Here is a 16,648-nt window from a genome sequence, read left to right as displayed (position 1 = left end):
TTAAGTTTATTTCAATTTTTAATTACAATTCGTTTTTTATATCTGTTAGTTGTGTTTTTATGGACTCTAATTTACGTATTATTTCGAATTTATCTAATGTTTTCTTCTGGCCTTCTTTCAGATGTGTTTTGGCTCCTTCAAGTGTAAAACCGCGTTCTTTGACCAAATGATAAATCAATTGTAAATTCGTTATATCCTCAGGCGTAAACATTCTGTTGCCTTTCGCATTCTTTTTCGGCTTCAGTATGTCAAATTCGCTATCCCAAAATCGTATCAAAGAGGCATTGACATTAAATGCCTTGGCTACTTCGCCAATACTGAAATATCTTTTATCTTTAGAAAGCTCAATATGCATGATCTTTGTTTTTCTATTTTATTCAAACTTACTACTTTTTGCAGTATTAATCTAATGATTGGTTTTCCTGATTTGCCAAATGCGAAATCGCCACGTATTCTACAGCCGAAATGTTTCCGTAATAAAAATTCAGCGGATTTACGACTTTCCCATCTTTGTGTACCTCATAATGACAATGTGGCCCTTCTGATCTTCCTGTGCTGCCAACGTAGCCAATCACATCACCACGTTTTACTCTTTGACCCGGGCGGCAGTTGTATTTGCTCAAATGGGCATACAAACTTTCGTATCCAAAACCGTGCCTGATTACTACGTGGTTACCAAACCCTGATGCCGTATTGTCAGCTCTTGCCACAATACCATCACCGGTAGCATAAACCGGAGCGCCAGTATTAGCCGTGAAATCCATTCCGTTATGCATTTTTCGTACTTTCGTGAAAGGATCAATTCTGTATCCAAAACCAGATGCTACTCGTTTTAAATTCTCGTTTTGTACTGGCTGAATGGCAGGAATTGCTGCCAGTAAATTCTTTTTTGTACTGGCCAGCTTTAAAATGTCATCTAATGATTTTGACTGGATAGCCAGTTCTTTCGAAAGCTGATCAATTCGTTTAGTAGTGTTTAGAACCAATTGAGAATTATTAAAGCCTTCTAAATCTTTATATCTTTTGCTATCTTTAAATCCTGCTTTTCTAATAGAATCCGGAATTTCGGTTTTGTTAAAATACGTTCTGTAAATATTATTGTCCCTGTCTTCTAAGGCCTCAGCTACATCATCAATTTCATCCATTCTTTTATTTAAAATCGCATATTGTATTTTTAAATTCTCAATTTCCCGCGCCTGTAAACGATCTTTTGGCGTTTCAAAATAGGGAGTATTGATTAAAAGGACAAATATTAAAAAACCAAACAGTGCTGAAGCCAGTAAAAACAAGAATCCATAACCAATTTTGATTCTCTTTTTTGTTTTTATTTTCGTATACGCCAGATTTTCTGAGTCGTAATAATATTTTACTTTCGCCATATTTTAAAATACCCTATTTTTGCAGCTTGTAAAATTAGTCAGACGGACAAAATTAGTAAATGTTTCAGTTGTTCGCGACTTTTTTTTCAAGAACAAAATTAATGAGATAATTGGGCAATTAGATAATTAGATAATGCGCAAAATAAGGAATTTATTGTTTTAAATTATAAGTTTTTAATTTCAAATTTAAAACGGAGGCATTATTCAAATAGACTGAATTATCTAATGGTCTAATTTTCAAATTGGCACATTAAATTGACACATTTTCTAATTATAATATGAAATCACAAGACGTACGTAAACAATTTCTGGACTTTTTTAAGAGCAACGGACACTTAATTGTTCCATCTGCCCCAATCGTGCTTAAAGACGATCCAACCCTTATGTTCAATAATTCGGGCATGGCTCAGTTTAAAGAATTTTTCTTAGGAAACGGAACGCCAAAAAGTCCAAGAATAGCCGATACGCAAAAATGTCTTCGCGTTTCAGGAAAACATAACGATCTTGAAGATGTAGGTTTTGATACGTATCATCATACTATGTTCGAAATGCTTGGAAACTGGTCTTTTGGAGATTATTTCAAAAAAGAGGCTATTAACTGGGCCTGGACTTTATTGACAGAAGTCTATAAAATTCCAAAAGAAAGTTTATACGTATCTGTTTTTGAAGGAAGCAAAGAAGATAATGTTCCGTTTGATCAGGAAGCTTGGGATATCTGGAAAACATTAATTGATGAAGACCGAATTATTCTTGGAAATAAAAAAGACAATTTCTGGGAAATGGGCGATCAGGGACCATGTGGCCCATGTTCTGAAATTCACGTTGATTTACGTCCGGAATCTGAAAAAGCTTTGGTTACAGGAAAAAGTCTGGTAAATAATGACCATCCACAGGTAGTTGAAATCTGGAATAACGTATTTATGGAATTCAACCGTAAAGCAGATGGTTCTCTAGAAAAACTTCCTGCACAGCACGTTGATACCGGAATGGGATTTGAGCGTTTGTGTATGGCACTACAAGGAAAAACGTCGAATTACGATACTGATGTTTTTACACCGCTTATTGAAAAAGTAGAACAAATTACAGGTTTAAAATATACATCTGATGAAGTAAAAAACATCAGCGAAGAACAAAATAAAACCAATATTGCGATTCGTGTTGTGGTAGATCACGTGCGTGCAGTAGCGTTCGCAATTGCAGACGGACAATTGCCATCTAATACAGGAGCTGGTTATGTAATTCGTAGAATTTTACGTCGAGCAATTCGTTATGGTTTTACATTCTTAAATACAAAAGAACCATTCATCAATAAATTAGTTGAAGTTTTAGCAAATCAAATGGGAGAATTTTTCCCGGAAATCAAATCACAGCAGCAATTGGTAACGAATGTAATTCGTGAAGAAGAAGCTTCTTTCTTAAGAACTTTAGATCAGGGCTTACAATTGTTAGAAAATGTTGTTGCTGAAACTTCTGGAAAAGAGGTTTCTGGTGCAAAGGTTTTTGAATTGTACGATACATTCGGTTTTCCGAAAGATTTAACGGCTTTGATTCTGAAAGAAAAAGGATTCTCTTATAATGAAGAAGAATTCGAATCTGAATTACAAAAACAAAAAGCGCGTTCTCGTGCTGCTTCTGAAGTTTCTACAGAAGACTGGAATGTTTTGATTCCTGGAAACGTTGAGACATTTGTTGGTTATGATAAAACAGAAAACGAAGTTAAAATTACACGTATCAGAAAAGTAGATTCTAAAAAAGATGGTATTTTATACCAAATCGTTTTAGACAACACGCCATTTTATCCAGAAGGAGGAGGCCAAGTAGGAGATAAAGGAACATTGGTTTCAGCTAATGAAACGATTGAAATTATCGATACAAAAAAAGAAAATAATCTGATTCTGCATTTTGCAAAACAGCTTCCGGAAAATGTTGAAGCAGGTTTCGTGGCAAAAGTAAATACTGATTTAAGAACATCAACTTCTAAGAATCACTCGGCTACGCATTTGATGCACTTGGCTTTGAGAAGCATTTTAGGAACGCATGTGGAGCAAAAAGGGTCTTTGGTAAATCCAAATTATCTGCGTTTTGACTTCTCTCATTTCAGCAAAGTTTCTGACGAAGAAATCAAACAAGTTGAAGCTTCTGTAAACGCTCAGATTGAAGCGCAATTGCAATTGGTAGAACACAGAAATATCCCGATTAAAGAAGCGTTAGATAAAGGTGCAATGGCTTTATTTGGAGAAAAATACGGAGAAAATGTTCGTATGATCGAATTTGGAGATAGTAAAGAATTATGTGGAGGTATTCACGTAAAAAACACGGCTGATATCTGGCATTTCAAAATTATTTCTGAAGGTGCTGTTGCGGCCGGAATTCGTCGTATTGAAGCCATTACAGGTGATGCTGTGAAAAACTTCTATCTAAACCAGGAAAATACATTGGCAGAGATAAAAGAAACACTTAAAAATCCACAGGATATTTTAAAATCTGTTGCTACACTTCAGGAGGATAATGCGAAATTGAAAAAACAAGTTGAGCAGTTGTTAAAAGAAAAAGTAAATGCTTTAAAAGCGGTTTTAGAAAATGATTTCCAGGAAGTAAACGGCGTAGATTTCCTTGCAAAACAAGTAGATTTAAGTATGGCTTCAACTAAAGAATTAGCGCAGGCTATTGGAAGTTCTAAACCAAATGCATTTGTTTTCTTGGCTTCTATAGAAGACGGATTGCCAAACATTCACTGTTATATCACAAAAGAAATGGTAGCAGAAAAAGGCTTAAATGCAAATGCAGTTATTAAAGAATTAGGAAAATATATTGACGGAAATGGGGGAGGGCAGCCTTTCTTCGCTTCTGGAAAAGGTAAAAATGCTTCTGGAATTTCGGAGGCTTTGGCTAAAGCTGTTGATTTTGTGAAGTAATATTTTTTATATTCGCGTAAAGATGAAGAGTCGCAAAGTTTTTTTTAAGCTTTGCGATTTTTTTGTTTTATAAATTCATATCTGTAAGTTTTTACTTTAAATTTAAACAAATCACTGAAAATGAAATCTCGGCTATTGTAGTTGATGTTTGTTATAAAATGTATGTAAAACTTGGACCTGGTTTGTTAGAATCAGTTTATGAAGCAATTCTATACTACGAATTAACTAAAAAAGGATTATTTGTAGAAAGGCAAAAAATACTACCCGTTATTTGGGATGAGATTAAACTTGATATTGGTTTTAGAGCCGATTTAATAATTGAGAATAAACTGATTTTAGAAATTAAATCAATTGAAAAAATAACAGAAGTTCATGCAAAACAAGTTATGACATATTTGAAAAATACAAACATCAAATTAGGTTTATTGATAAATTTTAACGTGCCTTTGATTAAGTTTGGTATTACAAGAATTGCTAACAATCTTTAGAGAAAAAGATATATAATCAAAAACTTTGCGGCTATGCGTCTTTGCGCGATTAAAAAATCACTTTCTTTCCCCAATCTGTTGGCGCCACATAGCATAATATAAACCTTTTTCTGCAATTAAATCATCATGTTTCCCTTGCTCAATGATTTTCCCTTGTTCCAAAACAAAAATTCTGTCGGCATGCATAACGGTTGATAAACGGTGAGCAATTAAAACCGTAATTCTGTTTTTGTCTGAAATATTTCTGATAGTAGCATTAATTTCTTCTTCGGTAATAGAATCTAAAGCAGAGGTTGCTTCATCAAAAATCAATAAATTCGGATTTCTTAAGATTGCTCTGGCGATTGATAAACGCTGTTTTTCTCCACCAGAAACTTTAATTCCACCTTCACCAATTGTAGTGTTTAAACCATCTTCAGCGCGAATTAGTAATTTTTCACAGCTGGCTCTTTTGAGGGCATCATACAAATCTTCATCGGTTGCATTTGGTTTTACAAATAACAAGTTCTCACGGATTGTTCCGGAAAATAATTGCGCATCCTGAGTTACAAATCCGAGTTGTTTTCTTAAATCGAGAAGGTCAATTTCTGTCGAATCAATATCATTATAAAAAACCTGACCTTCTGCAGGAGTATATAAACCGACTAATAATTTTACCAAAGTTGTTTTTCCTGAACCAGATGGGCCTACAAACGCAACGGTCTGGCCTTGCTTAATTTCAAAATTAATATTTTCAACGGCTTTAAATTTAGCCGTTTTGTGCTGGAAACTTACATTAGAGAATAGTAAAGACTGAATTGCTCCAACATGTTTTGGCGTTTTTGGACGAAATTCTTTTGGAGCATTTAAAAGGATCCTGAAATTTTCCATTGAAACTTTAGTTTCGTTCAACACGATGATAAAGTTCCCCAATTCCTGTAAAGGCCCAAAAATAAAAAAGGTAAAAAATACCATGGTAAGTAAATCGCCTACAATAATTTTTCCTCCAAAAAGGAAATAATACAAGGTAAAAACAACGCAGGTTCTTAAAAAGTGAACTGTTGTACCCTGAATAAAACTCAAACTTCTGATGAAACGAACCTTTTCTAATTCAAGCTGCAGAATCTTAAAGGTATTTAAATTTAGACGCTTTTCTTCCTGATACGTTAATCCAAGACTTTTTACCAATTCAATATTTCTTAAACTTTCGGTTGTTGAACCTGCCAGTGCATTGGTTTGATTCACAATTTTTCTGGAAACGATTTTTATTTTTTTGCCCAGATAAGAACTTACCAAAGCAATAATGGGTGCTGTAACTAAAAAGATAATAGAAATACGATAATCAATTCGGGCAATGTAAATAATGACAAACACAAATCCGATGATGGTCTGAAAAATAAGCGAAATTGAAAGCGTAATTAGTTTTTCAGAATCAGAACGTACTTTGGTTAGTTTACTTAAAGTTTCACCGCTTCGCTGATCTTCAAATTCGGCATAAGGCAAATCGAGTGATTTTTTAATTCCATCAGTATACATTTGGGCACCTGTACGCTGAATCACAACATTGGTAAAATAATCCTGAAAATTTTTGGTGATTCTTGAAATCATCGCTGCTCCAAGGGAAAGTCCCAACCAAAAAGACAATGATTTTATAAAACCATTTACATTTCCGTCATATTTATGCAAACCAACACCGCAGTCCTGCATTAATTTACCTGTAATGATAGAATCTGATAAACTGAAACAGATGTTTATAGTGGCCATAATCAAAGCAAAAAACAAAAGCATTTTGTGTTTGATTATATAGGAGTATAATAATTTCATGATTGGTTTCAGATTTATTGAGTCGTAAAAATAGTGAATGATTATTTGTAAATCAAAATAGCTAAAAAATAAAAATGAAAGTTAATTATTTATTTTTAATGGTTTTTTAATTGATGATAAGGATTAAGTTATTAATGTTCAAAAATAATTTAGTTTGAATTTTTTTGAATAATAAGAAGTAAATTTATTCAGAAAAGACCTGCGTAATTATACGGTATTTTAAGATTTGATTGTTTTATAAAGCAGGGTATGTATTTTCTATCTTTTTGAGATTTAAATATTTAATGGCTTGCATATATTTTGCCTTATTTTATCAAATGTTTTTCTGATTAAAATATTTAGGTTTCTGTCTTTAGATGTAGTTTATTTGTAGGAAATATTAATAAATCTAATTTATAAAAAATGAAAAAATTTTTATGCTTATTTAGTGCTTTGTCTGTAGTACTTCTTTCTTCATGTTCTAGCGATGATAACAATTCAGATGGAGGGTCATCATCAACAGCATTGCCATCAAAAATTACTGTGACAACTGTAGAAGATGGTGATACAGGAACACTTGATTATACTTTTACTTATGATGGAAACAAATTAAAGCAAATTTCACTTTCTGATGCTTCCAAATATGTTTTCACTTATACTGATAATCTTATTACTAAAGTAGAACTGTATAAATCTGGTATTTTGTTCTCAACTTATGTTTATGCATATGATAATAGTGGTAAATTAAATTCTAGAATAACTACCAGAGCTTTTAGTTCTTACAGCAAGGACAAATTAACTCTTGTATATAATGCAAATGGGACTGTAACTGTAAATGCATCACAAATAGTAGATGGTGAAGAAGGTGAATACTACGAATCAACAATCTATACTTTTGCAAATGGAAATATTACTTCGACAGAAGCTATATATGATGATGAATATAGTAAAAAAATAACAAGTACCTTTGATAATAAAAAAAGCCCTTTTGTTAATGTAACAGGATTAAAACTTTTGTTAGATTTAGATTTAGATACAGATGATGTTTTTGATTTTTACTCTGTCAATAATACATTAACCAATAAAACAGTTGACACAAATGAAGGAGAAGTTGAAACAGCTGAGGTTACTTTCACAAATAAGTATAATTCCAGTGATTTCTTAACCGAAGTATTTTCAGGTGATGCTAATGATTCTTTAAAGATTCAGATTACTTATTAATATTTAGAGCCCTAAAAATCTTAGTATCTGTAATTGGATATTAGGATGTTTTTTATAAAACAATTCATTAAACCAAATACTTCTGTATTTGGTTTTTTGTTTATAAATAATTGGTGAAATTTGTTTAAAACTAAAATCATGCAATTCAGAACACAAATTCCAGTTTCAAAAAGTAACAATCCAATCGATTATAATTCGAAAGTACTTTCTATTGGTTCCTGTTTTGCAGAAAACATGGCAGCGAAATTTGATTATTTTAAGTTTCAAAATGTAACAAATCCATTCGGAATTATATTCAATCCTGTTTCAATTGAAAATTTATTTCAAAGAGTTTGTGAGCAGAAATTATTTGAAGAGAAAGATATCTTCTTTCACAATGAGCGCTGGCATAGTTTTGATGTACATTCGGATTTGAGTAATTCAGACAGAGAAGAATTACTAGAAACATTAAATAAAGCGATTACAGAAACTCATAAAAAACTACTGGAAGCTACCCATATAATTATCACATACGGAACTTCCTGGGTTTACAGGAATATAGAAACGGATCAAATTGTCGCCAATTGCCATAAAGTTCCGCAAAAGCAATTCACAAAAGAATTATTGGATATAGAAATAATTACAAAGAGCATTCAAAATACAATAGTATTAATTCAGAATTTAAATCCGGATATAAATTTCATTTTTACCGTTTCTCCCGTGCGTCACATCAAAGATGGTTTTGTAGAAAATCAATTGAGCAAATCACATTTGTTTTCGGCTCTCCATAAAACCATCAGTCATCAACCGTCAGCCATCAGCTATTTTCCTTCTTATGAAATCATGATGGACGAACTTCGTGATTATCGCTTTTATGCCGAAGATATGCTGCATCCTAACCAAATTGCTATTGATTATATCTGGAAGCTTTTCAGCGAATGCTATAGTTCAGAAACCAGTTTTTCTATTATGAAAGAAGTCGATGAAATTCAAAAAAGCCTTCGCCACAGAAGCTTTAATCCAGAGTCAGAGCAACACAAAAAATTTCTGGAAAAGTTACAACAAAAGATAAAATTGCTGAATAAAAAATCACCGAATATAAGGTTCTAAATTTCAAAAATTTTAGGCGTCTAATAAAACCATTTTATTTTCTGAATCTTTTTTGAGGTAAGAAAATTAACTAATTCACAGTGTAATTTTAGAATAATTGACTGTAATTATGTAAATTGTTAAGACTTAAAAATTACAATTTTGTAAACTGTAAAAATACAGCCTTACAATAGTGTAACTTCAATCTTAATGTGTTTTATTGACATATGAATAAAAAGAACATTCATTATTTAAAAAAAACACTACGTATCCTCCTATGGTGCGTAGGCTCTATAGTTTCACTTTTATTACTTCTTATTATTTTAATTCAGGTTCCGTCAGTCCAGAATTTTGTTAAGGATAAAGCAGTAACCTATCTGAATAAAAAGATTAAAACCAAAGTTTCGTTAGATCACATTTCGATAAAATTTCCAAAAGATGTAGTGCTGGAAGGTTTTTATTTTGAAGACCAGAAAAAGGACACTTTACTTGCAGGAAAACGTTTAGAAGTTGATGTTGATTTGTTCAAACTGATAAGCAGTGAGCTCGAAATTAATTCGGTTTCACTTGAAAATGTAAAAGCAAATATTTCCAGAAATAAGGATGGTGTTTTTAACTTCGATTATATTATTAAAGCTTTTGAATCAAAAGAGACAAAAGTGGATGATCCGGATGCAAAATCTTTCAAAATATCCGTTGTAAAAGTCAATCTGGATCATGTAAAATTCAACTTTAAAGATGATTTTTCAAAAAATGATATTACGGTAAACGTTTCACATTTTGACACAAAATTCAATGCTTTTGATTTAGACAAAATGAATTTTGATATTCCCAAAATTAATCTTAATGGATTAAAATTGGTTTTAAATCAGGAAGCGGTTGAAAAAGTGGCTGAAGTGTCTGTCGAAACTGTTGATACTATTTCAAAACGTAAAGACTTTAAATTAAAATTAGATAAAATCAGTTTGTCCAAAATTGATATTTTATACGATAATAAAGATTCCAGATTAAATTCCGGAATCCGATTAGGAACCTTAAATTTAACAGTTAATGAAATCGATCTTAATAAACAGCTTTTGGATTTTAATGCTTTTGAAATTAAAAATCTTAAAGGAAATTTACGACTGGGTGCAAAGGATAAGCAGATTAAGGCACCAAGCCTCGACACAACCGCAATAAAACAAGCAGGCTGGAAAGTAAAACTGGTCGATGTTGACATACAGAATATAGATTTTAAATTTGATGATATGCAGTCAAAACCTGTTCAAAAAGGGATTGATTACAGTCATTTGGATTTGGATAAATTCAATTTGAAAGCCGATAAATTATATTATGCAAACGATACGATTTCGGGAAATATTAAAGCATTGGCGATTACAGAAAAAAGTGGTTTAAATATTCAGTCTTTAAAAACAGACTTCTTTTACGGGCCAAAAAATGCATATCTCAATAATTTATATGTAAGAACACCCCAAACGCTTGTTAAGGATAAGATCAAAGTGACGTATAAATCTATTGCTTCGCTAAAAAAAGATCTTGGAGATCTGTCTGTTGATGCCAATTTAAGTCAGTCCCAAATCGGATTTAAGGATATTTTGCTTTTTGCTCCTGATTTGCAGAAGCAAAATCCGTTTAAAAGTAATCCAAATGCAATCTTGTATCTAAACACACGTGTAAACGGAAAAGTAAAAGACCTGAACATTTCAAAGTTCGAAATGAGTGGAATCGGAACGACAAGGGTTTCTCTTTCAGGGAAAATTAAAGGGCTTCCGGATGCTCAGAAATCGTATTATGATTTGGATATTAAAAATCTTTCAAGCACATCCAAAGACATAAATACCTTTGTCCCGGCCGGAACAATCCCTACAACTATTCAGCTGCCATCACAAATTAATTTAAAGGGGAAATTTAAAGGTTCGGTTCAGAACTTTAAAACCAATCTGGCTTTAAACAGTAGTTTCGGTAATGCAAAAGTTGACGGTATATTTGATCAGCGTGTGAAAAATCGAGAGCGATACGATGCTTCAGTAAGCCTTACAGAATTTGATTTGGGAAGATTAATCAAAAATGATTCTATCGGAAAAATTACGTTTCAAGCCAAAGTTAAAGGAAATGGATTAAATCCAAAAACAGCAAATGCAGCGGTTGATGGTTTAGTGCAGAAAGCCGTTTTTAACAGATATATATACAGAAATTTAGCTTTAAAAGGAAATATAGAAAACGGTTCTTTTGCTGTAAAATCCGGGATGAAAGATCCAAATCTGATTTTTGATTTAACAGCAAGCGGTGATACAAAGCAAAAATACCCAACCATAAAACTAAAACTCAATCTTGATATTGCCGATCTTGAAAAACTGAATCTTCATGCCGGACCAATGAAACTTCGCGGTAATGTTGATGCTGATATTGCCAACAGTAATCCTGATTATCTAAACGGAAAAGTGTTTCTTTCGAATATCCAGATCTTGCAAAAAGAGGAACCAATTGTTTTAGATTCCATCAGAGTTTTGGCTTTTGCCGATAAAGACAGCAATTCGATAAAAATTTCATCACAGTTTTTAAAAGCCGAAGTAGTAGGAAAATATAAACTGACAACCCTGACTACGGCAATTAAAAAGTCAATTTCTAAATACATTGATCTTAAAAATCCGAAAGTAAATGCAGAATCTGACGAACAACGTCTTGCTTTTACCTTAAAAGTAGATAATGATCCTGTATTATTTAAACTAATTCCGAAACTTACAGGTTTAGAGCCTTTAACCATTACTGGAAGTTATAGTAACCAAACAGACTCTCTTCGGGTTAAAGGAACTATCCCGAGAATTGTGTATGCAGAAAATACTATTTCTGATGGAAAAATAAATATTGAAGCGAAAGAAAATGCTTTAGAATATTCGGTTTCTGTGGCTACGATAGAAAGTGGATCGATAAAAATTCCGTTTACGAGTTTATCTGGAAAAGTAGAAGAGAATATTCTGGATTATGCTCTTGAAATAAAAGATGCAAAAGACAAACAGCAATACTTTGTTGGCGGTGAATTTAAGGCCGAAGATTCTAAAAATATCTTTAAAATAGATGCTGAAAATTTCGTATTGAATTATGATAAATGGAATATTGATCCTGAAAATGCAATTGAATTTGGAAAAAATCAACTGTATGTTACTAAATTTTTTCTGGAAAATGCCGGAAATGAATTGAAGATTCAATCAGAAGGAACTCAAAATAATGCTCCAATTGAAGTTGATTTTGTGAATTTCAAAATCGAAACCATCATGAATATTGTCAAAAAGGACAAATTACTGATGCAGGGCCTTATGAACGGAAATGCTATTGTCGAAAATGTTATGACAAATCCAATTTTTACTTCTGATCTAAAAATTGATGATTTTACTTTTAAAGGTGAAAAAGTAGGCGATTTAGAAATAAAAGTAGACAATAAAACGGCTAATGTGCTTGCTGCAAAGGTAAAGTTGAGTGATGAAGGCAATGATGTAAATCTTACAGGTGATTATGCTATTAAAGGAGGAACTTTTGATTTTGATGTAGCAATAAACAAACTGAATATAAAGAGTATTCAGGGATTCAGCATGGACAATATTTCTGAAGGGAAAGGATATTTGTCAGGCAATTTTAAGGTTCAGGGTACTACAGCTGCTCCTAAAATTAACGGAGAACTTAGTTTTAACGACGCTGCTTTCCGTGTAACACAGTTGAATTCTTATTTTAAAACCGATCAGGAAAAAATCACTTTTGATAACGGTACCATCACTTTTGATAAATTTACATTTCAGGACGAAAATGACAATGAATTATCGCTGGACGGAACTATTCAGTCACCTGATTTCAGGAAATATAATTTTGCATTAAATATCACCGCTAATGATTTTAGAGCTATAAATTCTAAGGCTGCTGACAATGATCTGTTTTACGGGGATTTGTTTTTGGATACAAAACTGAATGTAAAAGGGACACTTGAAAACCCTGTAATTGGCGGTACAATTAAAGTGAATAAAGAGACGAAGTTTACGGTGGTTTTGCCACAATCAGATCCGTCTATTGCTGACAGAGAAGGTATTGTAGAGTTTGTTGATGAAGACAATCAATATTTGAGACAAACTGCTGAAATGAAGCAAAAGCTAAATCAGTCAGAATTGATCGGAATGGATGTTAGTGTTGATATTTCGATTGATAAAGAAGCTGAACTTACCCTTGTTATTGACAAAGGAAACGGTGATTATCTGAATTTAAAAGGCGAAGCGCAATTAACAGGAGGGATTGATCCTTCTGGAAAAACAACCTTGACAGGGAAATATGAATTTACCGATGGCGCATACGAAATGAATTTCAATATGATCCGTAGAAAATTTAATATTCAAAAAGGAAGTTCTATTATATGGAACGGTGAGCCTACGATGGCAACTTTAAATATTACGGCAATCTATAACGTAAATACAGCACCAATTGATTTGCTCGGAAATCAGTTAGGGGGTGCAAGCCAAACAGTTAAAAATACTTACAAACAGAAAATCCCGTTCAAGACTTTATTGAAAATGGAAGGCGAATTATTGAAACCGGAAATCACATTTGATATTATTCTTCCAGATGGGAATTATGATGTCTCAGCTGATATTGTTACAGCTTCTCAGGCAAAACTGGAGCAATTACGACAAGAACCGGCCGAATTAAATAAGCAGGTTTTTGCACTCTTATTATTAAATAGATTTATTGGTGAAAATCCGTTTGCAAGTGAAAGTGGTGGTACAAATGCAGAATCATTAGCCAGACAGAGTGTGAGTAAAATCCTTTCGCAGCAATTAAATGATTTTGCCGGAGAATTAATCAGTGGTGTTCAATTAGAATTTGATTTAGAATCCACCCAAGATTATACAACCGGAAGTATGGAAAACAGAACCGACCTGAATGTAGGGGTTTCTAAAAAACTATTAGATGACCGATTGAAAGTTACCGTTGGCAGTAGTTTTGCAGTAGAAGGTAAAGAACGGGCCAACGAGCAAAGTACCAATATTGCCGGAGATGTTGCTTTGGATTATCAGCTTACCAAAGATGGAAGATATATATTCAGAGCTTATCGAAAAACTGAATATCAGGTAGCGGTTGAAGGTCAGGTGGTTGAAACTGGAATTGCTTTTATTATTACGATGAGCTACAATAAATTCCGTGAACTTTTTCACAGAAGTGCGAAGGAAAAGGAAATAATACAGGAAGAAAGAATTCGTAAGGAAAGAAAAAAACAAAAAGACCAAGAATCAAAAGACAAAGAGAATCTGGAGGAAGAAGATAAAATTGAAGGCAATGAAATTAAAACATAAAAATATGCGAAACAAATATGTGAAATATTTTGTTGTGTTGTCCCTATTTTTTGTTTTTGGATGCCGCAACACCAAATATTTACCGGAAGGCGAATTGCTGTACACAGGCGGTTCTGTAAAAGTAAAAGATTCTGTAATTAAAAGGAAAGACAGAAAAGCATTAGAAAAGGAATTAGAAGGATTGCTTCGTCCAAAACCTAATAAACAATTTTTGGGCCTTCGACCTAAACTATGGTTCTACAATATTGCAGGAGAACCTAAAAAAGAGAAAGGATTTAGATATTGGCTTCGAACAAAAGTAGGAGAGGAACCAGTGCTTTTTAGTAAAGTAGATTTGGATTACAATGCTTCTGTTTTAAGGAATTTTGCTGAAAACAAAGGCTATTTCAAAACCCGGGTAAGTGCAGATTCGACAGTTCGAAATAAAAGAGCAACAGCAGAATATATTGTAGTACCCAAAAAAAGATATATCATTAAAAGTGTTACTTTTCCTGATGATTCTCTGCCAATGTCAAGAATCATTGGAAGATCGAGTAGAAGAAGTTTATTGAAGGTTGGTAATCCTTATGATCTGGATGTTATAAAAGCAGAAAGAGAACGAATCGATGCAAGACTGAAAGAACGAGGATATTATTATTTTAACCCTGATTATATCCTGGCTAAAGTAGACAGCAGTAAAGGAGATCATGAAGTAAAAATCAGATTAGTGATAAAAGATGATGCGCCCCCCAAAGCACTTACATCTTATAAAATTGATAAGATTTTTGTTTATCCTAATTTTTCTATTTCCAAAGACAGTGTCAAATATAAGTCTGAAGATGTCGTGCAATATAAAGATTTTACAATTATTGATACAGCTCATACTTTTGAACCGAGGGTTTTTGACCGTACGATATTATTTAAAAAAGGAGATTTGTACAATCGAAAAGACCATAATCTTACTTTAAACCGATTTGTAAATCTGGGTACTTTTAGTTTTGTAAAAAACGAATTTAAAGTTTCGGATAGTTTGCCAAAGACCCTGAACTCTTATTATTATTTAACACTTTTACCTAAAAAATTCATTCGTGTCGAGGTGTTAGGGAAAACAAATTCGGCCAGTTATACCGGAAGTGAAATTAATGTCAACTGGAACAACAGGAATTTATTCAGTGGAGCTGAATTATTGACAGTTTCTGTTTTTGGCGGAGCCGATTTTCAGCTTTCCGGAGCTAATAATGGTAAAAATATTTACAGATTAGGAGCAGAAACCAGTTTAACATGGCCAAGATTTATTGTGCCATTCTTCCCTATTCAGGGTTCCAGTGAATATATTCCAAGAACAAAAGTTTCTGTAAGGTATGAATATCAAAACAGGACACAATTGTATGCATTGAATTCTTTTAAAGCTTCGTTTGGTTATTTATGGAAAGAAAATATCCGCAAAGAACATCAGCTAAATCTGCTTGATGTTACTTACGTAAGTCCAAATCATGTTACACAACAATATTTGGATGATATCCAGAAAGATGAAGCACTAGAAAGAGTTATTGAAAAGCAATTAATTTTTGGCCCAACCTATTCGTATACGTACACCAATACAATGCAGAAACGTAAAAAAAGTACTTTTTACTTTAACGGAGAATTAGATTTAGCTGGTAATATAACAGGTTTGCTTTCAGGCGCAAATACAAAAAAGAATGATACGAAAGAACTATTTGATGTCCCTTTTAGCCAATATGCAAAACTCAAAACTGATTTCAGGCATTATTTAAAATTGAGTAAAGAAAGTGAATTGGCCAGTCGGTTTATTCTAGGACTTGGATTGCCATACGGGAACTCAACTATTTTACCAACTTCAAAACAGTTTGTGGTTGGAGGGACTAATAGTATCAGGGCTTTCAGGGCGAGATCGCTTGGGCCGGGAAGCTATTTAAATTCAATAACAACAAATAATTATCTTCCGGATCAATCAGGAGATTTGAAACTAGAGTTTAGCACAGAATATCGCGCAAAGCTTTTTAGTATTGTCCGGGGAGCCGCTTTTGTTGATGCTGGAAATATTTGGCTTGTAAATGCAGACCCAAATAAACCTGGTGGAGAATTTTCTAAAGACTTTATGAAAGAAATTGCGGTAGGAGCAGGTGTTGGTCTTCGATTTGACGTATCTTTTTTTATTTTAAGAACAGATTTGGCACTCCCATTAAGGAAACCATATTTGCCTCAAGGAGAGCGTTGGGTAATTAAAGATATTGATTTTGGAAGTAGTTCCTGGAGAAAAGATAACCTAATTTTAAATATTGCTATTGGTTATCCTTTCTAATGAAATATCGAATAGGATTGAAAATAGATAAAGCAAAGAAATAAATCTATTATATAATGTAAAAAAACGTTATAAAACCGGGTTTAATGTGGTGATTTTCTTTTAATAAGTTTTTTAATTGTAATATTAATACTATTTTTTTGTATTTTTAAAGCGTTGTAAA

At 32.9% G+C, this 16,648-nt stretch carries 9 protein-coding genes; 6 read left to right on the top strand and 3 right to left on the bottom strand.

What is annotated here, in order from left to right; translation table 11 throughout:
- Positions 1–22: 22 nt before the first annotated feature.
- The gene (locus tag ACNC7R_RS17400) at positions 23–355 is read right to left on the bottom strand and encodes a MerR family transcriptional regulator (protein WP_269234921.1); all 333 of its coding nucleotides are present in this window, start codon (positions 353–355) and stop codon (positions 23–25) included.
- 46 nt (positions 356–401) lie between these two features.
- Positions 402–1,379 (bottom strand): peptidoglycan DD-metalloendopeptidase family protein, encoded by a 978-nt coding sequence (locus ACNC7R_RS17395; RefSeq protein ID WP_417942287.1) that lies wholly within the window; start codon positions 1,377–1,379, stop codon positions 402–404.
- 278 nt (positions 1,380–1,657) lie between these two features.
- Here ACNC7R_RS17395 and alaS point away from each other — a divergent pair, with 278 nt between their 5' ends.
- Both alaS and ACNC7R_RS17385 read left to right on the top strand, forming a co-directional pair.
- The gene (gene alaS, locus ACNC7R_RS17390) at positions 1,658–4,294 is read left to right on the top strand and encodes an alanine--tRNA ligase (protein ID WP_417942286.1); all 2,637 of its coding nucleotides are present in this window, start codon (positions 1,658–1,660) and stop codon (positions 4,292–4,294) included.
- Between the two features lie 110 nt (positions 4,295–4,404).
- Positions 4,405–4,782: a GxxExxY protein gene (locus ACNC7R_RS17385; RefSeq protein ID WP_417943192.1), complete on the top strand. Its 378-nt coding sequence runs from the start codon at positions 4,405–4,407 to the stop codon at positions 4,780–4,782.
- A gap of 57 nt (positions 4,783–4,839) precedes the next feature.
- Here ACNC7R_RS17385 and ACNC7R_RS17380 read toward each other — a convergent pair whose 3' ends face one another.
- Positions 4,840–6,585 (bottom strand): ABC transporter ATP-binding protein, encoded by a 1,746-nt coding sequence (locus ACNC7R_RS17380; protein WP_417942285.1) that lies wholly within the window; start codon positions 6,583–6,585, stop codon positions 4,840–4,842.
- Positions 6,586–6,987: 402 nt separating this feature from the next.
- Here ACNC7R_RS17380 and ACNC7R_RS17375 point away from each other — a divergent pair, with 402 nt between their 5' ends.
- From ACNC7R_RS17375 to ACNC7R_RS17360, 4 genes are all read left to right on the top strand, one after another.
- Positions 6,988–7,785 (top strand): hypothetical protein, encoded by a 798-nt coding sequence (locus ACNC7R_RS17375; protein ID WP_417942284.1) that lies wholly within the window; start codon positions 6,988–6,990, stop codon positions 7,783–7,785.
- A gap of 138 nt (positions 7,786–7,923) precedes the next feature.
- A complete protein-coding gene (locus ACNC7R_RS17370; protein WP_417942283.1) occupies positions 7,924–8,874 on the top strand; it encodes a GSCFA domain-containing protein in 951 nt (316 codons plus the stop codon).
- A gap of 206 nt (positions 8,875–9,080) precedes the next feature.
- Positions 9,081–14,183 (top strand): translocation/assembly module TamB domain-containing protein, encoded by a 5,103-nt coding sequence (locus ACNC7R_RS17365; RefSeq protein ID WP_417942282.1) that lies wholly within the window; start codon positions 9,081–9,083, stop codon positions 14,181–14,183.
- Positions 14,167–16,485: a BamA/TamA family outer membrane protein gene (locus ACNC7R_RS17360; protein WP_417942281.1), complete on the top strand. Its 2,319-nt coding sequence runs from the start codon at positions 14,167–14,169 to the stop codon at positions 16,483–16,485. Before ACNC7R_RS17365 ends, ACNC7R_RS17360 begins: the two co-directional genes overlap by 17 nt.
- Positions 16,486–16,648 lie beyond the last annotated feature (163 nt).

It is taken from the genome of Flavobacterium adiutor (assembly GCF_048282555.1).
Lineage (GTDB): Bacteria > Bacteroidota > Bacteroidia > Flavobacteriales > Flavobacteriaceae > Flavobacterium.
This window is presented reverse-complemented; position numbering and strand designations above follow the sequence as displayed.

What these genes read in the sequence shown, in the direction of transcription:
- ACNC7R_RS17400 (WP_269234921.1), bottom strand. Translation starts at nt 355, where the DNA reads ATGCATATTGAGCTTTCTAAAGATAAAAGATATTTCAGTATTGGCGAA.
- ACNC7R_RS17375 (WP_417942284.1), top strand. Translation starts at nt 6,988, where the DNA reads ATGAAAAAATTTTTATGCTTATTTAGTGCTTTGTCTGTAGTACTTCTT.
- ACNC7R_RS17370 (WP_417942283.1), top strand. Translation starts at nt 7,924, where the DNA reads ATGCAATTCAGAACACAAATTCCAGTTTCAAAAAGTAACAATCCAATC.
- ACNC7R_RS17380 (WP_417942285.1), bottom strand. Translation starts at nt 6,585, where the DNA reads ATGAAATTATTATACTCCTATATAATCAAACACAAAATGCTTTTGTTT.
- ACNC7R_RS17365 (WP_417942282.1), top strand. Translation starts at nt 9,081, where the DNA reads ATGAATAAAAAGAACATTCATTATTTAAAAAAAACACTACGTATCCTC.
- ACNC7R_RS17395 (WP_417942287.1), bottom strand. Translation starts at nt 1,379, where the DNA reads ATGGCGAAAGTAAAATATTATTACGACTCAGAAAATCTGGCGTATACG.
- ACNC7R_RS17360 (WP_417942281.1), top strand. Translation starts at nt 14,167, where the DNA reads ATGAAATTAAAACATAAAAATATGCGAAACAAATATGTGAAATATTTT.
- alaS (WP_417942286.1), top strand. Translation starts at nt 1,658, where the DNA reads ATGAAATCACAAGACGTACGTAAACAATTTCTGGACTTTTTTAAGAGC.